The organism is Senegalimassilia anaerobia JC110 (assembly GCF_000236865.1).
Taxonomy (GTDB): Bacteria; Actinomycetota; Coriobacteriia; order Coriobacteriales; family Eggerthellaceae; genus Senegalimassilia; species Senegalimassilia anaerobia.
The window spans coordinates 219,876-244,973 of record NZ_HE611014.1 but is presented as its reverse complement, the minus strand read 5'-3'; the positions used below and the strand labels follow the sequence as shown (position 1 = coordinate 244,973).

General features: G+C 65.2%; 17 protein-coding genes. 4 read left to right on the top strand and 13 right to left on the bottom strand.

Features of this window, described 5'->3' with window-relative positions:
* Positions 1-177 precede the first annotated feature (177 nt).
* Both SFHG_RS01065 and SFHG_RS01060 read right to left on the bottom strand, forming a co-directional pair.
* A complete protein-coding gene (locus SFHG_RS01065) occupies positions 178-642 on the bottom strand; it encodes a PIN domain-containing protein (RefSeq protein WP_042432392.1) in 465 nt (154 codons plus the stop codon).
* Between the two features lies 1 nt (position 643).
* Positions 644-1,012 carry a hypothetical protein gene (locus tag SFHG_RS01060; protein WP_187364752.1) on the bottom strand — a complete coding sequence of 123 codons (369 nt, stop codon included), beginning with the start codon at positions 1,010-1,012 and terminating at the stop codon, positions 644-646.
* 643 nt (positions 1,013-1,655) lie between these two features.
* Here SFHG_RS01060 and SFHG_RS01055 point away from each other — a divergent pair.
* Positions 1,656-2,726 (top strand): SGNH/GDSL hydrolase family protein, encoded by a 1,071-nt coding sequence (locus tag SFHG_RS01055; RefSeq protein WP_052297747.1) that lies wholly within the window; start codon positions 1,656-1,658, stop codon positions 2,724-2,726.
* 1,479 nt (positions 2,727-4,205) lie between these two features.
* On the opposite strand, the gene yhbY is transcribed toward SFHG_RS01055, so the two are convergent.
* The 7 genes from yhbY to SFHG_RS01020 all read right to left on the bottom strand — a co-directional run bounded on the left by yhbY (position 4,206) and on the right by SFHG_RS01020 (position 14,112).
* Complete coding sequence (gene yhbY / locus SFHG_RS01050; RefSeq protein ID WP_042432390.1) at positions 4,206-4,508, bottom strand: ribosome assembly RNA-binding protein YhbY; 303 nt, start codon at positions 4,506-4,508, stop codon at positions 4,206-4,208.
* Between the two features lie 82 nt (positions 4,509-4,590).
* On the bottom strand, positions 4,591-5,991 hold the full coding sequence (locus tag SFHG_RS01045; protein ID WP_042432387.1) for an MFS transporter: 1,401 nt from the start codon (positions 5,989-5,991) through the stop codon (positions 4,591-4,593).
* Between the two features lie 836 nt (positions 5,992-6,827).
* Positions 6,828-7,757: a 4Fe-4S binding protein gene (locus SFHG_RS01040; RefSeq protein ID WP_042432384.1), complete on the bottom strand. Its 930-nt coding sequence runs from the start codon at positions 7,755-7,757 to the stop codon at positions 6,828-6,830.
* A 10-nt stretch (positions 7,758-7,767) separates the two neighbouring features.
* Positions 7,768-8,502, bottom strand: a complete 735-nt coding sequence (locus tag SFHG_RS01035) for a 4Fe-4S dicluster domain-containing protein (protein WP_081468861.1) — start codon at positions 8,500-8,502, stop codon at positions 7,768-7,770.
* Positions 8,503-8,719: 217 nt separating this feature from the next.
* Positions 8,720-9,637: a dimethyl sulfoxide reductase anchor subunit family protein gene (locus SFHG_RS01030; protein WP_042432381.1), complete on the bottom strand. Its 918-nt coding sequence runs from the start codon at positions 9,635-9,637 to the stop codon at positions 8,720-8,722.
* A gap of 4 nt (positions 9,638-9,641) precedes the next feature.
* Complete coding sequence (locus tag SFHG_RS01025) at positions 9,642-10,301, bottom strand: 4Fe-4S dicluster domain-containing protein (RefSeq protein ID WP_042432378.1); 660 nt, start codon at positions 10,299-10,301, stop codon at positions 9,642-9,644.
* A 19-nt stretch (positions 10,302-10,320) separates the two neighbouring features.
* Positions 10,321-14,112, bottom strand: coding sequence for a molybdopterin dinucleotide binding domain-containing protein (locus tag SFHG_RS01020; protein WP_042432375.1), 3,792 nt, complete (start codon positions 14,110-14,112; stop codon positions 10,321-10,323).
* Between the two features lie 385 nt (positions 14,113-14,497).
* Here SFHG_RS01020 and SFHG_RS01015 point away from each other — a divergent pair, with 385 nt between their 5' ends.
* The 3 genes from SFHG_RS01015 (at position 14,498) to SFHG_RS01005 (ending at position 18,445) form a co-directional block, all read left to right on the top strand.
* A complete protein-coding gene (locus tag SFHG_RS01015) occupies positions 14,498-15,316 on the top strand; it encodes a hypothetical protein (RefSeq protein ID WP_202898025.1) in 819 nt (272 codons plus the stop codon).
* 165 nt (positions 15,317-15,481) lie between these two features.
* Positions 15,482-17,446 (top strand): UvrD-helicase domain-containing protein, encoded by a 1,965-nt coding sequence (locus SFHG_RS01010; protein WP_081468860.1) that lies wholly within the window; start codon positions 15,482-15,484, stop codon positions 17,444-17,446.
* A gap of 192 nt (positions 17,447-17,638) precedes the next feature.
* Positions 17,639-18,445, top strand: coding sequence for an amidohydrolase family protein (locus SFHG_RS01005; protein WP_042432369.1), 807 nt, complete (start codon positions 17,639-17,641; stop codon positions 18,443-18,445).
* Positions 18,446-18,625: 180 nt separating this feature from the next.
* Here the strand turns inward: SFHG_RS01005 and SFHG_RS01000 are convergent, their stop codons facing one another.
* The 4 genes from SFHG_RS01000 to menC all read right to left on the bottom strand — a co-directional run.
* On the bottom strand, positions 18,626-19,948 hold the full coding sequence (locus SFHG_RS01000) for a hemolysin family protein (protein WP_042432367.1): 1,323 nt from the start codon (positions 19,946-19,948) through the stop codon (positions 18,626-18,628).
* A gap of 346 nt (positions 19,949-20,294) precedes the next feature.
* Positions 20,295-20,873 carry a xanthine phosphoribosyltransferase gene (locus tag SFHG_RS00995; RefSeq protein WP_042432364.1) on the bottom strand — a complete coding sequence of 193 codons (579 nt, stop codon included), beginning with the start codon at positions 20,871-20,873 and terminating at the stop codon, positions 20,295-20,297.
* A gap of 45 nt (positions 20,874-20,918) precedes the next feature.
* Positions 20,919-22,439 (bottom strand): basic amino acid/polyamine antiporter, encoded by a 1,521-nt coding sequence (locus tag SFHG_RS00990; protein WP_222859224.1) that lies wholly within the window; start codon positions 22,437-22,439, stop codon positions 20,919-20,921.
* A 295-nt stretch (positions 22,440-22,734) separates the two neighbouring features.
* The coding region (menC, locus tag SFHG_RS00985) for an o-succinylbenzoate synthase (RefSeq protein ID WP_042432361.1) at positions 22,735-25,098 on the bottom strand (2,364 nt) is incomplete at its 5' end.

Here is a 25,098-nt window from a genome sequence, read left to right as displayed (position 1 = left end):
TGCGGGCTTGCGGGCACCCGCCCGCAGGCGGAGCGCCGGGCCGCGCATGCCCCGGCGAACGGAACGCCCCGCAGGTGCGGGGCGCGTTAGCAGTCTCACAGCTTGAGTGCTAATTTCGATTGTAGTCTGGCACTTGGGAGTGTCAAGTGACAGGAAGGTGACAGCGGGAAGGCTTCGCTAAATCTCGATTTGCGTGTAGTCCAGATCGCGGTTCTCGCACAGCCATTCGAACATGCCCGGCACGTTCGTGACCTTGACCAGGCCATTTTCAAGACCGTCCGGGTCATGCGTGAGCAGGAAGTCCGCGCGCAGGTCGATGGCGGCGTTGACCATGAGCTGACCCTCGGGGTTTTGCCCCGACGAGGCCAGCATGCGGTCGACGTTCGCGGCGGTGAGGTCCGCCACCTGCACAAAGGTGCGCAGGCCGCGGATGCGCTCCATGGCGCGCGGCAGCAGATCGGGCTTGCCGCCCTCGGAGAGCAGGTAGACGAGGTCGACCACCTGAGGGGCGGTTACCCACAGGTCGAACTCGCCCACGCGGCCGGCGACCATAAGCATGCGCGTTTGCCGGTAGAACGGTTGGCGCTCGTTCATGAAGTCCATGACGACTTCGGTACCAAGCAGGACACGGGCCTGAGGCATGCTAGATCACCCCCCGCGAGGAGAATCGCGCGGCGCGGGCGATGGCCGCAAGGTCCGGGCCGTCGGGCGGCAGGTCGCCGTGCTCGAAAGCGCGATCGACCAGCGCCGAGGGCGCTTCATCGTCGGCATCGGATGCGCCGTTGGATGCGGGTTCGGAGAGGGAATCGACGAACTCCACGGCGTTATCCCAGGCCGCTTCGTCCTCCGCCGCCACGATGCCCGTGAGAAACGACGCATCGCCGTTCTCGATGAGCTTATCGTACATGCGGTTGATGGCCTGAGAGGCCGTGAGGCCCTCCCGCTGCAGCACAAGACCGCCGCGGCGCTTTTTGCCGGGCGCCATGCGGCCGGTGACCATTGCCTCGCCCATTGCAACCTCCGATCGTCCCGCTTCGCTGCACGGGGAAACGGGCGGCCGGCCGATCCGCCGGCCGTTGTTCCCCGCAGCGATTACCAGCGTTGCGCCGGGCTCCGCCGGCGCAACTTGTGTGAGTGCGTGGTTCGTATTATTGTACAACGTCTTTCGTACAACGTCAAGGGGACAGTCTACGGCATTCACTGGTTGCACATAAGTTTTTATGCGGTTCACCTGGGGCTATTCTGATGGCGAATACAGCGCGGGAAGGAGACTGACGAGCTTGGAAAGAAGGGTTTGCGGGCGCGGAGCCGAAAGGCCGGGGAAGAAGGGCGTGCGGACGGAAACGTAAGCTGCGGCGGAGTTATTGCGGTTGTTTGGGCTTTATCGCCTGAGACATCAGACAAGAACGCGGTGACAAGGAAAGCAATGGAAGACGGAAGAGGCTGGTAAAACGAGCCAGCAGCGGCAATTGCGGTAGGTTCGCCGGCCTCGCGTAGACGGCGATAAGGACGCTTCGGCGTTCCGCAATGCGAGGCTACATAGACTGTTAACAGAGCCTTCGCGAGGTTTTGCTACCATGTGCTACTGGACAAAAGCAGTCCCGACGCGCGGCGCCGGGACGCGATCACGAATGACGCAAGGAAGGCGGTCGAGCATGCCCGCGAAGACGTTCTCCATCATGGGCGATTCCATCAGCACCTTCGAGGGGTGCGTGCCCGATGGCTACACGCTGTTCTACAACGACGAGCGCTTGGAGCGATCCGGAGTGCTGCGCCCCGAGGACACGTGGTGGTCGCACGCGGTGCGCGCGCTCGGCGGAACCGTGCTTGCCGATAGCGCCTGGTCAGGCAGCATGGTCGAGGGCGCGGGCTTCCCCGCCGCCAGCAGCCCCGAACGCGCAGCCGCCCTGCTGGGACCCGACGGCCAGGCACCGGATGCGGTGCTCGTGTTCATCGGCATCAACGACTACGGCTGGGGCGGCGCCGAGGCGCAGGCCGCCGGCCGCAGCCACGCCATGCCGCGCTGCATCGACCCGGCAACCGTTCCCGAGCAGATAGCCGGCGCCGCGCCCGCCAACGCCGTGGAGCGTTTCGGCGCAGCATACTGCACCATGTTGCGCAACATCCACGCGGCCGCCCCTAACGCCACGGTGTATTGCATCACACTGCTGCCTGGGCGCACGCACGGCGTCGATCATCCCGAGTTCTGCTACCGTCTGCGCGGTCACCACTTGGACGAATACAACGTCGCCATCCGCGATGCAGCCGCAGCAGAAGGCTGCCGCGTAGCCGACGTGCGAGCGTTCGGTCGCGACTACGACTCGCTCGAGGGCACGCACCCCACGAATCTGGGCATGCGCCAGTTCGCCAGCATGGTGGTGCGCGCGATGCAGCTGGCAGATGCGGCGGGAGTGGAAGCAGCAGCCGAAGCGGTAGCGGGAGCAAAAGCGGGCGAGGATGAGGAAGCGCCGATAGCGGGAGCGGGGACAAACGCAGAAGCGCCGACGAGCCCGAACCCCGCGAGGACGCAAGCGGAAGGCGACATGCACGACAATATCGAAGACATCACCGCCGGGGCGCAGCCCGAGACTGCAAACCCCGCGCTTGACCTGCAGGATTTCTGCGACGCACCCGAAAGCGCGCAACTCTGCGATGCGCCCACCTGCATCGGCTGCCCCCACGCCGCCAACACCGGCAACCAATGGCTGTGCAGGTGCCTGAAGTAGGCGATATGCGTATCCCGGCAACGCGATATCGAGCATGACACACTATAGAATGTCGCAGCTAACACCCGAGCAAAGTTCTGGGCGGTTTTGCAGGCTACACGATGTTCATCCAGCGCTCGGCGGCCAAACGCCTGAGTGAAGTTTGGGCGGTTTCGTAGGCTGCGGAACGGGGCGCCGACGATGTGAATGCTTCTGACCTGGGGCTATACCGTAGCCATCGACGCGAATCGCAGCATCGCGGCGAGAAAACCGCCCAGAACCGGGAGGCGACAAATTCGGGCACGTTTTCCTGCAAAACAACCCAGAACCCCGGGGGGTCAACGCGGTCTGCGCCAGCACAGGGCGGCACGAGCTGCGGCATTGCGGCGGGAAAACCGCCCAGAACCGGGGGCGCGGCACCAGAGCAAGGCCGAGACGCCGTAACGGGGGCGGACACCAGAGCGAGGGTCGCGCCCATTGCAGTCTGAGATAAGCCGCCGATGAACTTCAGTGGCGAGCATTCGGCGCATGGCCTACAGCTTGGCCAAGCCCCGAGGGGCCGCCGATCGGGCGTCCCCGGATAGCCATACGCCCCTGCCCCTCGAGGGCCCGGGGGTGTTGCCGCCGAGGATGCTCGCCGCTCCGAACGACTGATAGGAAACTGCCGGGCCCGAGACCACGGCCGGGTAATGCGGGTATCGAGGGGGGCTTCCGATCAGCCTACCGATTGGAGGACACCACCGTGGCACCACCCCAGCGCACGCCAGGACGAAAACCGGGCTCCGGAGCGTTAACCGAGCCGAGCATCAAACTTCGGGATGCTAATCTAGCTAAGTATCAAGTTCCCAGAGTATTAGCCGCGCCAAGCAGCGAGTTTCCAGAGCATTAGCCGAGCCGAGCAGCGAGCTCCCGCTGCGAAAAACCGTCAATTTTGTCCAGCCGTGGTCAGAATTGACGATTCTTCGCAGCCTCAAGGACAAAACACGCGATTATTTGCGCTAACGGAAAGCCCCTACGCGAACAACCGGCAAAATCGTCCATTTCCCACTTCCGAGACCGCGAAAAACCGTCTATTTTGACCGCCAGCGACCAAAACCGACGGTTTTTCGCATCGCGCGCCCCCAGAGCGGGGGGCAGAGCGCCGGAGCGCGGCCCAGGGCAAGGGCCGTGGTCCCCAGAGCGAGGCCGGAACGCTGTCGCGAGGGGGGGCGGCTCCGGAGCGAGGTCGGGGCGCCGTCGCAGCGGGGCACAACTCCAGGGCGAAGCCGATATGCCGTCGCGGGGGGGCGTGACGGATTGCGGCCGGCATACCGCGGCGTCGTACCAATCCCGACCGGCACGACGAGCCCGGCCTGCGCGGCGCGGCTGTGCCGCACCTCCGCCCTCAAACGCAATCGGGCCCCGGCGTTTGCCGGGGCCCGATCTGCTTCACGCAGCCTTAAGCTACGCAATGATGCTTGCTTGCCTACTCGTATGCCTGCTCGCTCGCTGGTCGCCTACTTACTTGACCAGCTGGATCTTCTCGATGTCGTCGCGGGTGGTCTCGCGGTAGAGCACCACGCGCTTGCCGATGACCTGTACCAGCTCGGCCTCGGCCTGATCGGCAATCTCGCGACCGGCCTCGGCGGCCTGGCTGCCCGTTTCGCACAGCACGCTGACCTTGATGAGCTCGTGGGCCTCAAGACCCTCGTTAACCTGCTTGAGGATGTTGGCGGTGACGCCTTCCTTGCCGACGATGACGGTGGGCTTCAAGTTGTTCGCCATGCTGCGCAGCTGACGGACCTGCTTGCCGGTGATAGCCATGGGTTGCGCTCGTTTCTCTTCGTGTGCTAACGCTAAAGCGGCGCGCCCGTGAAGGCGCGCCGCAGATTCGCTTACGTCTATTTTACATGCTTCCTGCACGTTTCGCATCGCGTTTCACCGCGGCACGCGAATAAACCAGCGCGAGTGCACAACCTGCCGCGGCGATGCACGCGGCCACCACCATGGCGATCGAGAAGCCTTGCGCGGTCGCCAGCGCCTCACCGGCGCCCGCAGCCAGCGCGCCCGCCTGGGCGGTGGACATGATGCCCGTGTACAGCGAGGGGCCAATACAGGCCGCGATCTGCACGAACGTGGTGGAGATGGCGACCCCGAACGGGTTCATCTCAGCCGGCAGGGTGCGCAGGCCCGCCGTCTGCGATGGCGAGAAGATGAAGCCGGTGCCGCCCATGATCAGCAACGCCGCGATAAACGCCGCCAGCAACGACAACGTAGGCGCCAGCGCCGCCATCAGGGCGAAGCCCGCGGCAATCGCCGCGAAGCCCGCCGGCAGCAACGGCCACTCGCCGCGCGCGTCCATGATGCGGCCGCCCAGAAGCGTGGTGCCCGCGTTCGCCAGCACCGGGACCAGCATCAGCAAGCCGGCAGCGAACGCCGTCAGGCCCGTTCCGCCTTCCAGGTACAAAGGCAACAGCACGCTCATGCTGAAGCTGCCCATCATGGCGATGGTGGTCAGCACCACCGACGGCCAGAACGCGCGGCTCTTCATGGGCGTCAGGTCGATGAGCGGATGCTCGCAGCGCAGCTGGCGCAGCACGAACAGCGCCGCCGTGACCACCGCCACCGCAAGCGACCCGACCGCAAGCGGGATGTCAATGGTCAGCTCCACGAGCCCCAAACTCAGCGCGCAGAGGAACGCCGCCGAGAGCACTGTCGACGGAATGTCCAGGTGAGCAGGGGAGAAGCCCATGTTCTTGACCGCGAACAACGCCATCAAGGCAAGCACGGCCATGGCGGCAAGGGGCACCGCGAACACGCTATGCCAGCCGGCCGAGGTGACCAGCGCGCCGCACACCGTCGGAGCCAAGGCGGGCCCGAACGTGATCACGCAACCGCCGATGGCAAGGAATGTCCCCAGATTGCGTTTAGGCGCGATCACCAGCACCGTATTCATCATGAGCGGAATGAAGATACCCGAGCCCGCGGCCTGCACCAGACGCGCCGCCATGAGCAGCCCGAAGCTTGTGGAGAACAACCCCATGACCGAGCCGACCAGCGTGAACGCCGCAGCGGCGAAGTACAGGGGACGCAGCTTGAAGCGGCGGTACATGAACGCCATGCACATGACCACGATGGTCGCCACGATCATATAACCCGTGACCAGCCATTGCACCGCAACCGAATCGACGCCGTACTCGCCCATGATGGACATGAGCGCCATGTTCACCAGGTTCTCGTTGAACCCCGCCAAAAACGCGCTGGCGTATAGAACGACCAGCAACATGACCAGCGATTTCCCTTGCATTCCGCATCCTTTCACGCGCATTGGCCGGACAATCGACGCAAAGGCGGAAAACGGCGCCGGCGCCGCCCGCTTGCGCGGGAAACTCGCCGGGATGACGACCGGAGCGGCGCGTCGGGAAGACGCGCGAACCGCGTCCCCGAAGCAAGCTTTTGAAACGCGCATCGAACGACGCCATCCCGCTTGCGCGGCGATCCCGTCGCAAAACCGCAGCCCGCTTGCGCAGAAGTCCGCGGCAAAGACGAACGGCGGCGAACGAAACCGCTTCCCGGAGCAAACGCGCAGCGCCAAAAGGCCAGCGCGAGCAAACCCCTGCATATCGATTGTGTTTCTGGAACCCCGGAAAACTGGCGCGTGCGGCGCGGAAGCGCGAATGCACAGCTTGGGCACGCTTACCCGTGGTACGCAACGTATTCTAGACACATCCCCGCTTCGCTGCGGACTTTCCCACAAAGAAAACCGCCCCGGCGCCAGCGAAAGCCCGAGGCGGACGGTCACCGGGGCTGATGGCGCGCAGCGGGAAAAGAACCCGAAACGCAACCGGGCAAAACCGCCCCGGCGCCAGCGAAGGCCCGGGGCGGACGGCGCGCGTCGGAGCAAGGGGACCCCGACACGCAGCCAGGCAAAACAACCCCAGGCCGGCGGGGAAAGCCCGGGGCGGAAACCGCGTACCGGGAAAGGGACCCGAAACGCGGCCTATGAGAACCGCCCCGGGCCGATGGGGCCCGGGGCGGATATCGCCGCATGTTGAAGGGAGGGGGATCGCCAACACACGGCAATCGGCAGAGCGCCCCTTGGCGCGAAGAGGATGCACAAGGGGCGCTTGCCTTTCGAATCGGTTATCTCTCGTTAGGAGCCAGCTTCACATCCTGCCCGCGTTTGGCGACCACCGGCATGGTGATGGCGTTGGCCGGGCAGGCGTCCACGCAGGCGTTGCAGCGCGTGCAGTCCGCCAGCGTACGCTCGCCGTAGTCCGGATGACGCAGGTTGATGTCCGCCTCGCACACCATGGCGCAGCGGCTGCAAGCCGTGCCCTTCGACGTCTCAAGGCACTTCGCGTCATCGATGACGGGCTTGAACGTACGGCTGAAACGGCCCATCAGGTTCATGAGGCCGGCCATGGGGCAGAAGCGTGTGCACCATTTACGCAAGAAGACCAGCTCGATGATCAGCATCAACGGGATGAGGACCACGGCCACGGTCATGTCCGCGTTGGCGAACAGGCGCCAGAACACCAGCACGGTGGCGAAGGTCAGGCCGATGGGGCACACCAGGCAAAACACCGGGAAGCCGAAGATGGCCGTGGACAGAAGCGCGCCGCCCAGCACATAGTGGCGCGAATCCAGCTTGGTGCGCTGCTGCTTGCAGGCGCTGCAGCTCTCGCAGCCGCCCTTCCCGCCGCAGCCCAGCTCGAACTTGGCGATATCGAGCGCCTCATCGCGCTTCGCCTGCTCCAGCTCGCGGCGCTTCTTCGGCGAACGGAAGAACGCGCGCAGCTTGCCCAGCACGGGCACAGGGCAGATCCAGCCGCAGAACGCGCGGCCGAACAGGAACACCAGCAGCGCCATGATGATGATGCTGAACACGGCGCGCGGGACCAGGGTCTTGGTAGCCAACATGGTGGTGATGGCGCCGAGCGGGCACAGCGCGCTGAAAGAATCGAAGCCGAAGCCGGACAGCGTGCCCATGTTGATGCCCGCGATCAGGCCCACGGCCAGAACGCAGAACACGGCGGCCGCCACGATGGTGCGGATCTTGCTCAGTTTCACGGCAACCTCCTTACAACGAGGACGCAGGACGGACGACGATGGCGCGCTCGGTGGCTCCCACGACGATGGAACCTTGCTGCAGCGACACGCACACGCTCTCGCAGGCGCCGCAGCCGACGCACTTGTCCTCGATCACGTACGGGCGCGGGCTGTAGCCGTTGCCATCGAGCTGGATGGCGTCGTAGCCGGCATCGCGGCAGGCGTCGAAGCAGAAATGGCAGCCCGTGTCGCGGAACGCCAGGCACGTCTTGCGGTCGATCTCGGCCAGGCCGATGATGGTATTATGCGCATCCGCGCCGGCGGGAAGCTGCAGCGCCTCGGTAGGGCACGAGGCCACGCACAGCGGCACGCCGCCGTTCTCCTCGGCGCAGAAGTCGCAGTAATCGGCGCTGAAGTCAAGCTGGGGACTGCGCATCCCCAGGAGGCCGTCCTCGATCTTGGCCGGCTTGATGACGTGGCGCGGGCACGCCTCGTAGCATTTCTCGCAGCGGATGCAGGCGCTGACCAGGTGCGCCTCGTCCTGGCCTCCCGGCGGGCGGTTCAACGGCACGTGCCCGGCATAGCGCAGGGCGCCCAATCCCAGCAGCGCGGCCGTACCGCCCACGCCGATGAGCAGCGAGCGGCGCGAGACGCTCATCGGCTCCTTCGCCTTCTTCGCAGCGGGCTGCGCAGGCGCCGCATCGGCAGCCGCGCCGACGTCCTGCGGGGCGGCCGCCTGCGCGCCCTCCTTCTTCTCTTCGCTCATGAAGACCCCTCTCCTTGTCTTTCGGATTCCTCTTCCTATGCGCGAAGCCCCGGTCGGGGCTGTTCGAAAACGCGTATACGAGGGGGCTTCCGTTGCCGAAAGCGGGGCGTTCAGGTAAGCCCCCTCCAACACGCCTTTTCAGCTTGCGAACAGGTGTTTTCCCACCTACTCGCCCGCAAGGCCGGCCGACCAGAACCGGCCTTGCGCCCTTCGCCTCTTAGAACAGGGCGAAGATGTGCATCGCTGCCGAGTACAGGAGCACGCGCCAGATGATGCCGCCGATGATGCAGCACACGCCTGCACCGCCGGCGTAGATGGCCAGCTGCTGGCCTTCCTTCGCCTTGCCGAGCCACAGGATGGCGGCAGGGGCGATGATGCCTACGATGATGGCGCCCAGCCAGAACATCACGGCGTTGGAGCCGGCCAGCAGGCTGCCGACGACGGCGGCGCGGTCGACCATGGGCACGTCGGGCAGCGTCGGGTCGAAGTAGAACGCGATATCGGCGGAATACGTGGCGGCGGAGCCGTTGATCACGATCGCGTACGCCAGCACGATGACCAGCTGGGCCACGGCGCCGACCAGGGCGGTCTTGACCATGAAGTCGCGAGCTTCAACGTCGCCGGTGAGGCCGGCGATCACGAGCGCGGCCAGGCCGCCCATGAAGATCGTGTTCGTCAGGTAGTACACGATCAGAAGCGGGGTATCCCACGTGGGCAGCGACGGCATCAGATAGGAGTCGCCGGTGACCATGGGAAGCGCCAGGCCCACGATGATGGCCAGAATGCCGGCCCACTTCGGGGCGACGCCGTCCTCGGCGCGGCGGGCGAACAGGAAGAACAGCGCGATCGCGATGAACTCCACGACGCAACCCCACAGCTCGAGGGTGATGCCGGACACGCCGTAGCCGTTACCGGCAAGCAGCGCGCCGAACGCGTTGAAGATGCGCTCCCAATGCTGCAGGTGCATGAACACGCAGATGCCGCCGATAACAAGCGTCGCCAGCGCGGCGATGAGCGCCACGTTCTGCATCTTCTTGCCCTTGCCGAGCACGGTGAGCAGGCCCTGTGCGCCCAAGATGCCGCCGGACAGGCACAGGAAGAAGGTGAAGAGGATTAGAGGCCATTCCGGATTCATGAGTCTACTCCCTCCACTTTCGGCCCTCGCGGAGCAGGTACATCAGCTTAGGCTTGTTGCCTGCGTCCTTGAGATGATGGATATCGCTTTCCGTGTACGCCTCGACGTAGTCCTTGAGCTTGACGCGGGTCTTGGTCATCTCGTCGTACTGGCAGCCGGGGCTGTCCGGATGCGCCGGGCCCTCGAAGCTGTCGACGCCCTTGTCAAGGTCGCCGAAGAAGCGAGCGCGGGCGCCGCACTGGGCCACGCACTGCGGCAGCTCGCCTTGGCTGATGCGCTGCTCGCACATGGTGCACTTCTCGACGACGCGCTCCTCCTCGTTGAGGTAACGCACGCCGTACGGGCAGGCCAGAGCGCAGAAGCGGCAGCCGATGCACTTGGACTTGTCGATCTGCACGGTGCCGTCCTCGCGGATGTGGGACGCGCCGGTCGGGCACACGCGCACGCACTCGGGGTTCTTGCAGTGCTGGCACTGGACCGGAAGGAAGTACATCTCCACGTCCGGGTAATCGCCCGAGCCGTCCTCGATGGGGTGCGGACCGATGCGCAGCGTCTTGATCCAGAAGTTGCCGACGTCGACGCCGTTGATCGCCTTGCAGGCGACCGTGCAGGCCAAGCAGCCGGTGCAACGGTTCAGGTCGGTGATGATCGCGTAATTTGCCATGGGTTGTTACCTCCTTTCCTTATTTGTAAGAGCCGAGCTTGTCGCTCAGCTGGCCTTTGTTGCTGTACTGGCCGAGGGCATCGCTTCCGCACTCGCCCTTGGGCAGCTTGCCGGTGACCAGGACCTCCGGGGATTGGATGGACGGCTGGCAGCCCTTCGCGTCCATATTGGCGAAGGTCAGCTCCACCTTGGCATCGGCAAGACGCGGGTCGTTGGACAACCATTCCTTCAGACGCGGGTCGTTGGCGTTCGTGATGGCGGGGTTGCCCTCCGGATCGCACGGCACCGGGTTCTTGAACGGGGAGTTCTCCGCCGTGGCCTTGTAGATCAGCGCCGGGATGCCGCGCAGCTGCGAGGCGCCGCACACCCAGCACTGGGCGTACTTGTCCATGCAGCAGTTGATGCCGACCAGCTCGAAGCCGTGGCTTGCGGTGTCCATCTCGGGGTACCACCAGGCATGGTTGGCGTTGATGGTGCCTTCCTTGATGCCGTAGTACAGGTCGGCGACCTCGCGAACCGCGCCCCACGGGGTGCGGATCCACACCCAGTCGCCCTGCTCGATGCCCATGCGCGCGGCGTCCTTCGGGTTGATCTCGACGCGCGGGGACGGCCACAGCTCGCGGCACCAGGGCAGCTGACGGTGCTCGGAGTGGAAGTACACGGGCTGACGGGAACCGGTGGTCATGATGAACGCGTGGTCGTCGCCGTACTTCTGCAGGTTCTCCTTGTACTCCTCCATCAGATGATCGCCCTTGTAGTTGTCATTGATGTAGGAGTCCGTCGTGGCGATCTGATCCGCCTGGTCCTTGTGGTAGTAGCGCGGGGCCTCCACCTTGGAGTTCTTCGGCTCGAACCAGTGCGGGAACTTGTCGATGTCGGGGATCTTCCCGTCATAGGCGGCACGGTCCGGGCTGCAGCTCTCCGCGAACGTCTTGGTGGTGTCCGGGATGTAGGTCTCGGCGATGGTGGACCACACCTCGACCTTGGCGGTCGGGGTCATGAAGCCGCACTTCTCGTCGACGGCGGAGTACAGGTTGTAGCCGCCCTGCTGGCGACGGTAACCCATCTCCCAGCGACGATACGTGCCCCAACGCTCGGGATGCCACTTGCGGCAGTCAAACCAGCCCTCTTCCTGGAACTTCGCGGCGTACTCGGGGAAGTCCGGGCCCGCCACGTCGTTGATGGCCTGCGCGGGCTTCTCGGCGTCGGCATAGCTTGGGAACGCCGGGATGACCTGCTCGGGCTTGCTCTCCTTGTCCTTGAACTCCTCGATGCGCCACCAGTCGGTAGCGTCCTTGAGCACGCGATACTCCTGCTGCTCGTAGGTGATGCTGCCGCCCATCTGCACGAACTCGTTGTAGTCCAGGTTGTTCCAGCCGTCGTAGTTCAGGTCGCGGTCGTTCCAGATCACGGACGTGCGGTCGGCAGGGATGTCGGCGCGGGTCGGATGCTCCTTGCCCGAGACCGCCTTCGCCATGCCCAGGTACAGGCAGATGACGGCGACCGGGTCGTAGATACAATCGCCCATCGGCTCGACGGCGCGCTGACCTGCGCCGAAGATGCCGCCGGCGCCCTGGGACACGCGGCCGGTGTTGACCTCGAGCCAGTGCAGGACGGGGATGACGATGTCGGCGCAGCCGTTGTTCGGGCAGCTCCACAGGTTGAAGTCCAGCCAGAAGTCCAGGCGGGTCAGGGCCTCCCAGGCCTCAAGCAGGTTGGACTCGTTCATGAAGTCGCCGGACATGCACACGCCGCCGTGGATCTGATACGGGGTGTCGATGCCGTTGATGGAGTCCCAGATGGTCGCGGAGTCGGCCCAGCGGTTCCAGTAGCGAAGCAGCGGGAAGCGCTCTGCGGAGATCTGCTTGGCATTGCTGTCGAAGCTGGTCTTCAGGCCCGGCCATGCGCGGGAGCTCTTGTAGGCGCCGCCCTTGCGCTCGGCGATCCAGCGAGCCTCCTCGGCGGAGGGCACGTGGTTGCCATAGCGCTCGGCCAGCGGGGACTTCACGTCGATGAGGTGCTGCACGAAGCTCTGGATCAGCGGCACCTGGTCCTCGATGGACAGGTCGCGCGGGGTGTTGCCCAGCTCCATGGTGCCAACGCCCTCGCGGATGCCCCAGTCCTGAGGAGCATGGTCGGTGACCTTCATGTTCGCGCGGCCGCAGCAGCCGTCGACCTCGGCCTTGGAGGAGCCGCGGTTGCCGGCGGGCTCGTCGGAGTTGCCGGTGATGCAGGCGATCAGCTGCAGGGCACGGGAGTTCTGCACCGCGTGGCCCGTCTGGTCGGGAGCCAGCTGGTAGTGGATGCCGCCGTTGCCGTGCAGGGGGTTCAGGCGCGTGGTGTAGATCTTCACGGCCTCGACGATCTTCTCGGCGGGAACCTCGGTCACGCTCTCGCAGTACTCGGGCGTGTACTCGGACAGGCTGTCGGAGAAGGCCTCCCAAACGGTGCCGGCCTTGATGGTGGTGCCGTTCTTCAGCTTGATGTCCACGCCGCCGGGGAACAGCGCGGGGTTCTTCGGCAGGCCCATGGGGTTGGACTTCTTGCCGCCCTCGTTGCCCTCGTTCCAATACGCGTCGTAGGACGGGTCGGCCGGGTCGGCGAAGTGCGACGGGTCGGGAAGCCATGCGTCGGCGATGATCGGCTTGTACGGATGCTCGATCCAGGTGCCGGTCGTCGGGATCTTATGCTTCTCGCCTTCCCACTGGCACGCCTCGGCATCCCAGTAGGTGGGCTTGTTGTTGTTCTCGTCCCAGCAGATGAAGCGGCGATAGCTGTACTTCTCGTCCGCCGGCTCCCACCACTGGCTGATCCACTCGCGGTCGACATCGGCCTCGGTCAGGATACGGGATTCCATATCCACGCCGCCGTTCATCTCCTGGAACCAGCCCTTCTTCGTGCGGCCGTCCTTCTCGGGGTTCCACAGGAACGGGGCGTTGGTCCAACGGCGGACGAACAGGTCGTCATAGGCCTCGTTGTCCAGGATCCACTTGAGCCAGGTCAGGGAAAGGCACAGGTCGGTACCGACGCGCAGCGGCAGCCACAGGTCGGCTTCCTTTCCCAGCGGCGTCATGCGCGGGTCCACCAATATATGCTTGTAAGCGCGCTGCGAGCAGTCCACGACCGTGCGGTTCGTGGAGTCGTAGTTGGAGTACTCGGCGGCGGTGCCCCACTGCACGTACACCAGCGGACCCTGCTCGACTTCCATCCAGGGCGAGCCGATCTCGTCGGTCAGGATACCGGCGAAGTGGCGCGGGCCCTTGCAGATCTCGTACGCAAGATGGGCGTTCGGGGTCGGGAAGATGGACTTCAGCGTGCCGTACGGGGGCTGTGCCCACACGCGGGACGTGCCGCCCATGGCGAAATTGGCCTCTCCGCCGTACTTCTCCACGATCTCGTTGAGCTTGGCGCCGGCCTCATCGAAGGCATCGGCCAGGGAAATGCGGACCCAACCGGGATCGTCCTCGCCCTTGGGGTTCGTGCGCTTCAGGCAGTAGCGCAGACGATCGGGGTGGTACAGTGCGAGCATCGACGACTGAGACTTCGCGCAGCAGTGACCGCGGCTGTGAGCGTTGGACTCATCGCCCTCGACCTTGATCACCTTGTTGTCCTGAACGGTGACCCACGTGCCGCACTCGACCTTGCCGCACGCACGGCAGCACGAGCGGATGCGCTTCACTTCGCCGGCCGTCGGGTCGGCGCCTTCGGCCAGAGCCGCGGACGGCGCTGCCGCGAACCCCACGGTCGCGGCGGCACCCGCCATAGCGGACGCCTTCAGGAAGCTGCGGCGAGTCAAAGATAGTATCGCCATATGCCCCTCCTCTCCTTTTCTGATTCGTTTCTCCTTCGTCTCCCGCATTGGGAACGCGGCGCCGTGCCGGCACCCTGCCTCCGCCTGCAAGGGGGAAGGGAGGGAGGAGGTGGCGGCCGGGCCGGATGCGGCTACGGCGCAGCGTTCCCAATGCGATGACCCGATGGTACGGCGGTGCGCCGGACGGGAATCATAAGGGTGGGATTGTATGAGCACGCGCATATCATCCTTGCGGGATGATTTTGCTCTGAACTGGGCATTTATACTTTGATTAGCGAAGAGGACGCAGGCGGATGACCTGGGACGAACCCGATTCGGGTAGCCCGCAAGGCGTTCGCCGAACGAAGAGTTAGGGGTAAAGGACATGGCACAACCAAGGCCTTCGATGACGCTGATACTGGACCTGGACGAGCGCGTGGACTGCGAGGAGCTGCGACTGGAGATCGGCCGCAGCTACGCCTACGTCGGGTCGACGCTGGTGCGCACGCACGCCGCCGCGGGCGAGGACGCCCCGGTGGAGAACACCATGCACATGCTGGTGAAGCTGGGCACGCGCCAGTATCTGGCGGCAGGCGATGAGGGCTCCGACGAGCTGTGGAACGACGTGATGCGCGATTGGTTCCGCAACCAGTTCCGCAAGCTGGGCAACCAGGCGCTCATCTACAACAAGCGCCAGAAGGAGATCGAAGACGGGCGCGAGCTTGCGTTCACATGGCTTGAGGTGGACCTGCAGAACGGCACGCTGCCCGTGCGCCTGCGCATGAACGACGTGAGCGGCATCGCCGAGGACGCCGCCGACATGCTATCGCTCGTGCGCGACGCCTACAACGAGGGCAAGCTGGGCAGCACCGACTCAATCGCCCGCGTGAGCATGCCCTCGGATGATGATTGGGCCGCGCAAATGGAAGCCGGCGCAGCCGCGTTCGCCGAGCGCAAGGCCGCCGAGGAGGCAGCCGTCGCAGAGGCCGAGGCAGCTGCCGAAGCCGAGCGCGCCGCCGCAGAGGCAGCAGCCGCAGAGGCGTTCCTGGAATCGCCCGAGCTGATGGAGGCCGACGCGCATGCCGCTGACGGCAAGGACGTCGTCGGCGGCGGCATGGAGCCGCCGGAGCTTGTGTTCGAACTTGATGAGCCTACGTTCGCGCCGACGTACCGCACGTGGACCGTGGAGTATACTGACGGCACGAGCAAGGTGTTCGAGGCCTAAAGGCCTTTTGCGGGGGCCGCAAGCGCGCCCCGCCGCAGAACAGCCGCGCCCGTCGGAAGGCGCCGCCTGTGCGGCAACGTCTTCGCCACCTTTTGAAAACCGCCCCGTCGTGTGCCGCGCGCACGCGACGGGGCCCCAGATAGCCGCTACCGAAGGGAGTTTCACATGATAGATACCATCGCCGCATTCGATGGGCGCCTCGCCAAGGTCGAGGGCGCCGAGCGCAGCGGCAAGACGCAGGCGCTCGTGGCGCGCTGCGCGCACCTTATCCAGAACGGGGAAGCTCCCGCATCCATCTTGGTAGCGGTCACCAACGCCTTCGCCGCGCAGGCCTTCCGCAAGCGTCTGCGCCGCGCCCTTCCCGCAAACCTCATCGGCGCCGCCCTGTCGGTGCGCGTGTGCACCGCGCTCGACGCCGCCGTGTCGGTGCTCGACGAGCCCGCCGCCCGCGAGGCCACCGGCCGCGTTCCGCGCATCCTCAACAGCGCCGAGTACAACTTCTTCCTGGAGGATTTGAAGACCATCGGCGAGCATCCGCGCAAGCTGCGCAGCATGCTGGGCTTCCTGGACCGCAAGATGGCCGGCTATGAGCCGCGCGAAGAGTGGAACGCCGGCACCGCGGCGGACAACCTGCTGGCTTACGCCACGCGCATCCTGAAGCTGCGCGGCGCCATGCTTGCCGGCGAGGCCCCCATGCTTGCCGCCGACTTCCTGAAAAGCGACGCCGGCGAGGGCGCTCGCGGCAGCTTCGCCTACGTGCTGGCCGACGACTTCCAGAACTTCTCCCACGCCGAGCAGACGGTGCTGTGCCTGCTGGCCGACAAGCAGATCATGGTGGCGGGCAACCCCAACCAGATGATGTCCAAGCGCGGCAACCACCCCTACATCGAGGGGTTCCTGAAGTTCGAGGCCGTGCGCCGCGACGTGGAGGTGTTCCATCTGCAGGGCGCGTTCGGAAACCCGCAGATCATCGCGCTGGCCGATGCGCTGTGCACCGAAGGCGACATGGATAGCGCCTACATCGCCGGCAGCGCCACGCCCATCGAGCGCGCCGCCGGGGCCGAGGGCCTGCCGCAGGGCGTGCAGTCCATCAAGTGGAACACGCCTGAGGACGAGCTCAACGGCCTGACGAAGTACCTGCGCAAGCTGATGGACGGCCAGGAAGATGCGCGCGAGGCCCTCACCTGCGTCGTCGTCCCCAACCGCCGCTGGGCCGTGATGGTGGAGAAGATGCTGCGCCGCCGCGGCTTCAACGTATCGGCCGCCGGCGCCGCCGGCACGCTTGCGGGCGACCCGCGCGACTCCACGCGCTCCCGCGCGCTCGTGGCGTACACGAAGCTGGGACTGCTGGCCGACCCCACCGACATGATCGCATGGCGCAGCTGGTGCGGCTTCGACAACGCGCTGACGAACTCCGACGCCTGGATGGGCCTGCAAGACTTCGCCGAGGCCGAGGGCCTCACGCTGTACCAGGCGCTCCAACAGGTGGGCAACGCCGGCTTCGGCGCGAAGGAGCCGTTCCTGCGCGCTCGCACGCTGGCCGAGAAGTGGCGCTCCGGTCAGGACTTCCTTGAGAAGAACGCCACGCGCCGCGGCTTCGGCCTCATGAAGGCCATCGGCGCCGAGGGCATCAGCGAATTCGAGGCCGTCGCCGCCGACATGGTGGGCGATGAGACGGCGAAGAGCCTGCTCGAACTTGAGCAGGCCGCCATCTCCGACCCGGTGTGGACCGAGGACCCGCACGTCGTGCACATCTGCCTGCCGCAGAACCTGTGCGGCACCGAGTACGACAACATGTTCGTGGTCGGCTGCATCGACGGCTTCTTCCCGCAGCGCAACGCCTTCGAGGTGATCAGCACCGACGGCGAGCGCAACCGCATCATGGACTCCGAGCGCCGCGACTTCATGGGCGGCGTGGCGAAGGCCAAGCACCTGCTGGTGCTGTCGCACTTCAGCAAGGCCGAGCTGGAGCTGGCCGAGCGCACGAAGATGCAGGTGATGCGCGTGAAGAGCGAGAACGGCAAGCGCATGGCCATCGTTCGCCCGTCCTGCTTCCTGAGCGAAGCCGGCGACGCCGCCCCCACCACCATGGGCGGCCAGGCGCTTCTGGCGGAGTACGGCCTGAACTAGGCTGCAACCGGATACGAGCGGGCTTTGTGCGAATCGCAGCCCGCAAGCGCAGGGGCGCGGCAACAGCCGCGCCCCTGCGCATTCCAACACCCAAACCCCATTGCCTCTGCCAGCAGATTTCCCGAAATGTCCGGCGAACGCGGCTTTGCGCTGCCGTACAATCGGGGAAGTTTCCAAATGAGGAGTTGCATTATGGCCGTTATCGATGCGCATGCGCATATCTATCCCGACAAAATCGCCCCGAAGGCCGTGGAGGCCGTCGGGGACTTCTACAACGTTGACATGTTCGGCGATGGCACGGCCGACGGCCTGCTTGCAGCGAAGGACCGCGCGCCCATCACGCACTTCATCGTGCACTCCGTTGCCACCACCGCGCACGCCGTCACCGCCATCAACGACTTCATCGCGAAGCAGTGCCAAGCGCACCCCGAGTTCATCGGCTTTGCCGCCATGCAGCAGGACTTCGAGGACCCCGCTGCCGAGCTGCAGCGCGCTGTCGAGCTGGGCCTTCGCGGCGTCAAGCTGCATCCCGACACGCAGAAGGTGGACATGGACGACCCGCGCCTCATGGAGGTGTACGCCATCTGCGAGCAGCTGGGGCTGCCCGTGGTCATCCACACGGGCGACTACCGCTACGACTACTCGCACCCGCGCCGCCTGGTGAACATCCTGCGCACGTTCCCCGACCTGGTAGTGGACGCGGCGCATTTCGGCTGCTGGTCACGCTACGAGGTGGGTTACGACATCCTGCACGAGGTGGCCATGAACGACCGCGTGTTCCTTGACGAATCCAGCTCGCAGTTCTTCCTAGGACAGCGCCGCACGGTGGAGCTCACGCGCATGTGGGGCACCGACCGCATCATGTTCGGCAGCGACTTCCCCATGTGGGACCCCGCCGAGGAATACCGCACGCTCACCACCGCCGGCTTCACCGAGGATGAGCTGGAGAACATCCTGTGGCATAACGCCGAGCGCTTCGCCGGCGTGAAGGTCGAGTAGCAGGGCGAACGCGCGGTTGAAGCCGCGAACGTGCAGCTGCCAGGTCGGCTCGCTCCGAACCCCCGCTCTCTGAAAACGCCCCGGCGTCTGCGCCGGGAAGCGGCGTGAAAGCGGAATGCACACACCCGAGCTCGCTAACGCAGGGCAAAACGAAGGCCTCCCGAATGGGAGGCCTTCTTGTTATTCTTCTTCCTCTTGCTTGGGCTTCGGGGTGAGCACCAGCTTCACGCGGTCAATGCGATGGCGATCCATGCGCACCACCGTCAGCTTCGCCGTGGCCTCCTTGCCCTCGAGCGTCAGACTCTCGCCCTCGGAGGGGATGCGGTCGAGCACGTCCATGATCAGGCCGCCGAGCGTCTCGCAGTCCTCGGCATCCTCGGGCACGAAGCCGATGAGCTCCACGAAGTCGCCCACGGCCATGCCGCCGTCGATCATCATGGTGTCGTCGGTGAGCTTCTTCACCAGCTCGCTGTCGGCGTGGCGGTACTCGTCATCGACGTGGCCCACGATCTGCTCCATGATGTCGGTCATGGTGACGATGCCGGCAGTGCCGCCGTGCTCATCGACCACCACGGCGATCTTCGTGGAGCCCTCCTGCAGCACCTGCAGCAGCTTCGCCACAGGGATGCTCTCGGGCACGGCCTCGATGGTGCGCACGGGCAGATCGTCGATGGTGGAGCCCTTCTGCATCAGGTACAGATCCTTCACGTGCACGAAGCCCACGATGCGGTCCTTGGTCTCGCGGCACACGGGGTAGCGCGTGTACTTGTAGCGCGTGACCAGCGCCATGTTCTCTTCCAGCGAATCCTCAAGGTCGATGCACACCAGATCGGTTCGCGGGGTCATGATGGCCTCGGCGTCCTTGTCGCCCAGGTCGAAGATGTTGTCCACGAACTCGTTCTGCTCGGGGTCGATGAGACCGCTTTCCGTGGACTCGTCGATGAGCAGCTTGATCTCGTCGCCCGTGTACACCTCGCGCTCGTTGGCCGGGTCATGGCCGGTCAGGCGCACCACGCCGTTGGTGATGCCGTTGAACAGGATCATGATGGGGTAAGTAATCTTGTAGAACGCCATAAGCGGGCCAGCCGTGAACAGCGCATAGCGCTCGGTGGCGAAGATGGCGAACGACTTGGGGATCAGCTCGCCCACCACCACGTGCAGCGTGGTCATGATGAAATAGCCGATGGCCACGGCCACCACGCTGATCAAGGCCTCGGGCAAGTGCAGCATCTCGAACAGCGGGCGGATGAGAGCGGAGAACGCGGGCTCGCCCAACCAGCCCAATGCCAGCGACGCCAACGTGATGCCCAGCTGACAGGCGGACAGGTACTGGTTGACGTTCTCGGCAATGTACATGGCGCTTTTCGCACCCTTCTTGCCTTGCTCGACGGCCAGCTCGAGCTGGGATTTTCGAACGCGCACCAAAGCGAATTCGGCGATAACGAAAAACGCGTTCATGGCCAGGAACAAAACGACAAGAATCAGGCTTAAGCCTATGTGCATAAAAGCGGGTCTCCTTATGTCGGGTACATATCGAAGAGGCGGGCACTTGGCCCGCCTCCGAGCCCCCGGCACACCGGAGGCTTGCTAATCAGGTAGCTCTTCTATTTTGGCATGCGAACCCGCATTCACGGGGTTCCTTTACGCTATATCCAAAAGTCAGGCTGCGTTTTACGGAACCGTTACTTTTCGGAAGCCGCGACCTTGACCTCCATATCCCGGGGCAGCACCAGATTGGACACGAACATGGCCAAGATATGCTAGATGCCGTACGGCACGGAGCGGACGAACGGGACGTCGCCGTCAAGCTTGAGCAGCTCGTCGTGATCGAAGGGCTTCATGTGCATGTTCATCGGCGGAATTCGATCTCACCGGTTTCCGGGTTCATGGACTGCACGATGGCCAGCGACTCCAGATGATAACCACGACTGCGCAGATCGTCGCCGCCGGGCTGGAAGCCCTTCTCCACGGCGATGCCGATGCCCTCGACCGTGGCGCCCGCGTCCTCGACCAAGTCGATGAGGCCGTTCAGGGCGCAGCCGTTTGCCAGGAAGTCGTCGATGAGCAGCACGTGGTCGTCGGCGTTCAGGAACTTCTTCGACACGATGACATCGTAGATGCGCTGATGCGTGAACGACTGGATCTTCGTGGAGTACACGTCGCCGTCAAGGTTAATGGACTGGCTTTTCTTCGCGAACACCACCGGCACGTTGAAATGCTGTGCCACCACGGCGGCGATGCCGATGCCCGAAGCCTCGATGGTGAGGATCTTGTTGATGGGCGCGTCGGCGAACAGGCGCTTGAGCTCCTTGCCCATCTCGTTGAACAGGTTGATGTCCATCTGGTGGTTCAGAAAGCCATCCACCTTCAGAACGCCTTCCGACTTCACCACACCGTCGCGCCTGATGCGCTCTTCAAGCAGTTCCACAGTCCAGTCCCTCTTCCGATTCCTACCTATATCATGCGGCTTACGCTAAATGGAAACCGTTCCCGTGACCAGCAGGCCGATCGACACGATGGCCGCGATGAGGATGACGGCGGCGACCACGCGATCGAGCGTGTTTTCCAAGAACGGCTGGTTACGCTCCTTCTTGCCCTTGATATACACCAAGATGCCAGGAGCATACAGGATAGACATGAGCGTGACGCCGACGGCGCCGCTTGCCCACGCAAGGAACACGCTATAGATGACGCCGAAGACGGCGAACACGCGCCAAACGGGCACGGGAACGCCCAGCTTGCCCTTGAATGAACCCGCCTCGGTGAAAGCAACCTTGGCGAAATACGCAGCCGAAAGCAGGTACGGCAGCAAGATCATGCCGGCGGACAGCGCGTAGAAGAACTGGTACGTGCTCTCGGAGAACAGCATGATGACGAGGAACATCTCGATGATCAGGTTCGTGACGACCAGCGTGACGATGGGCGCGCCCTTCTTGTTCACGCGGGCGAACGCCTTCACGAAACCGCCCTGGGCCGCCGCCTCGTAGGGGCACTCGGCGGAGAGCACGGTGTAGCCGAGCATGGCGCCGACCAGGGACAGCACCACGCCGCCGTTGATGAGCGTAGCACCCCACGGGCCCACGGCGCGCTCCATGACGCCGGCGAGCGCCGGGTTGGAGAGCTCGGAGAGCTCGGAGAGCGGCATGACGCCCATAGACAGGGTGGAGACCAGCAGGTAGATGGTGAGCACGCAGACGAAGGCGATGACGGTGGCCTTGCCCACGTCGCTGTCCTTCTTGGCTCGGCCGGAGATCGCCACGGCGCCCTCGATGCCGAGGAACACCCAGATGGTGACCATCATGGTGCCGCTGACCTGCTCGAAGAACGACATACCCTCCACAGAGCCGTGCGCCATGTTCTCCATGAAGATGTTCACGTCGAACTTCTGGAAGAAGATGATGGCGGTGAGCGCGACGAAGATGGGGACGAACTTGCTGATGGTGATGATCAGGTTGACGCCCGCCGCCTCCTTCACGCCGCGGCTGACCAGGAACGCGTAGAACCAGATGATGCAGCTTGCCACGATGACGGAGGCCAGGTTGTTGCCCGTGCCGAAGACGGGGAAGAAGTACGACAGGGCGCCGCACAGGAGCGCGGAGAAGCTGACGGTGCACAGGATGGCGGAGATCCAGTAGCCCCACGCGCTGTTGAAGCCCAGAAAATCGCCGAAGCCGGCGGCGGCGTAGCTGTAGATGCCGCCCTTGAGCTGGGGCTTAAGGCGCGACAGCGCAAAAAACGTCATGACCAGGCACAGCACGCCCACGGCCGAGATGCCCCAGGCCGTCAGGATGGCGGCGCCGTTGGCACCATGGGCGGCCTGATCGCCGGACAGCGTGAACACGCCGGCGCCGAGGATCAGCGTGATGACCGACGCTACTAGACGGAAAATGCCCAGCTTGCCGTGATGTTCCAGGTCATGCAGCGCGCCGGACCCGGTTGCCACCGTGCCGGAAGCGGCCATTGAAGCGCCTGCCGCTTCGTTAGCGTTGTTCATCGAACCCTCCTCGTCAGAGTAAACAGTCCTCACCACTATACCCCACACGAGGCTTTCTAAAGGATTCGTAAAGGATATTTTCCGATGCAAATGAATAATGCTTGGGGTGTATGCGCGTTTTTGCGTGAGATGATTCGCGCGGCGGGGACGCGCGCGAAACCGGGCCGGGGCCGCAGGGCGGCGCGCACCGAGGGAGCGACGGCCCGAAAAGACGAACGCCGTGCGCCGGAATCGCCGCGGCCCCGGGGAGAACGTCTCCCCCAGGGCCGCGGCAACGCCGCCGGGGCGGCGCCGGTTACTCGTAGGTTCGCTGGTCGATGAGCACGCGCGACAAGGCGGATCGATCGAGCGTGCAGCCCAGGCCGTGCTCGTGGCCTCGGCGTTCGAGCGTGACCATCCCGCGCTCCACCGTGTACGGCGGATCGGTGACGTCGACGTCGAAGTAGCGCGAGGTGGCGCCGATGTCGCCCGCGTCGACCACGCCGGGCAGCATCTGGAACGCCGCATGCATACGCCGCGAGATGCCGGTGTCGTACATGCCGCCCATCCACACGCTCATGCCGCGCGCGTTCGCCATGCGCACGAATTGCAACGCAGGCTGGATACCGCCGAATTTCCCGATCTTGAGCGCGTAGCACTTCAGCTCCTGGTGCTTGAGCGCCTTCGCCAGATTGCCTGCGCTGAAGATGGACTCGTCCAAGCACACCGGCGTTTGGATGCGGCGCTGCAGCTGGGCCAGGCGCGCGAACAGGTCGTGCGGGCCGTTGGCCGGCGTGCGCCGCGGATCGAGGGGCTCCTCGATCCAGGCGATTCCCAGCGCGTCGAGGCCGCGCAGCACGTCAAGGTCGCGTTCGGTGAAGCTTTGGTTCGCATCCAGCGATACGACCAGGTCAGGGAACGCCTCGCGCACCGCCTGCACGCAAAACGGCGCCGTACCCGGCGTCACCTTCAGCTTCACGCGCGCGTACCCGTCGTCCACGCAGCGCTGCACGGCGGCCAGCGTGTCGGGCACCGAGCCCACGGGCACGGCAGCACCCGCCGACGCCGATGCGGGCCGACCATCGTCGGGCGCCTGCCCGCCGATGAGCCTCCAAAGCGGCTGGCCGACGATTTTGCCGTACAGATCCCACAACGCCGGCTCGATGGCCCCGCGCGCCATGGGCAGCGCGTCGGCGCCCGGGCACGCCGCCAGCAGGCCGTCCGCCTCGGAGGGGTGCAGGAGCACCGTGTTCAGCACCAGGGGGATGAGCTGCTCCTGCAGGATGCGCAGGTCCTGATCGAGCGTTTCGGGCAGATACCAATCGGTGGGGAAGGCCGCACACTCGCCAAGGCCCGTACGGCCGGCATAGTCCACCACTTCCACCAGCAGCGATTCGCGGAACGACAGCGTCCCCTTCGCCGTGGCGAAGGGTTTGCGAAAAGGCAGGCGGATGCGGTACAGGTTCACGCGCTTGACCTCGATGCGCTGCTCATAGAGCTTGCGCAGGGCCGAGCGGTCCACCTTGCCGATGCCCGTGCGCGGGAACGCATCGAGCACGAACAGGTGCTTCGGCTGATACACGCGCGACAGCTGGGACGCCACGCTGCGCGCCGCCTCCTGGGCGAACATGCGGTCGGAAACGGTGCGGCCGCGCTGTCCCGCGGCGCTCGAGGCGACGGAGGCGGACAGGGGCCTGGGCAGGTCGAAGGCCGCATCGCGCTCGATGAAGCCGACCGGACGGCGGCCCCATTTCTCGTCGGGCGCGCCGAAGATATAGGCATCGGCGACGCCGGGCACGCGCAGCAGCTTCTCGCGGATCTCGGCGGGGTAGACGTTCTCTCCTCCCGAGACGAACATGTCGTCGGTGCGCTCCTTCACGTACAGCTTGCCGTCGGGCGCGATGGCCGCCGTGTCGCCCGTGAGGAAGAACCCATCGGCCGTGTAGGCGGCGCGGGCGTTCAGATAGCCGGAGAACAACCCGGGGCCTCGCACGGCAAGACGGCCGAACCCGTCGGGCCCAGCGTCCACGATGCGCGCCTCATAGCCGGGAAGCAGCTGCATGCCGCCCGTGAAACCGGGCAGCACCAGGGAGTTCGCGATGTTGCTGGATGTCTCGGTCATGCCGTAGCTGGCGTACACGCGGGCGCGCGCGGCCAAGGCGCCGCCGAGCGTCTGCGCGTTCAACGGGCCCCCGCCCAGCAAGATGCACACATAGCGGCGCAGCTGGTCGGCGTTCGGCGCCGCCAGCATATCCTGCAGCATCTTGTCGACCACCGAGATATGGGTGGCGCCGCGACGGGCGGCGTCGGCCAGCACGAGGCGGGCGTCGAAGCGCTCGTAGAGGATGAACGGGTTCGCGTTCAGGAAGCTGCGCACCACTATCTGCAGGCCACCCACGTGGTACAAGGGCAGCGCCGCCTGCCACAGCCCCTCGCCGCGGCGGTTGAGCGAGGCATTCGAAACAGCCGCCGAGCCGCACAGGTTGTCCCAGGTCAGGGGCACGGCCTTCGAGCGGCCGGTGGTGCCGGAGGTGAACATGACCACCGCCACGGCGCCGTGATCGAACACATGCGCGCCGCGTTCGGCGAAATGGATGACGCTTTCCACGGCATCCTGGCGGGCGACGTCCTCGCGACGGCGCGCCGCCTGGCGGCCGTGGCCCGCGCGGCCGAGCGCGCG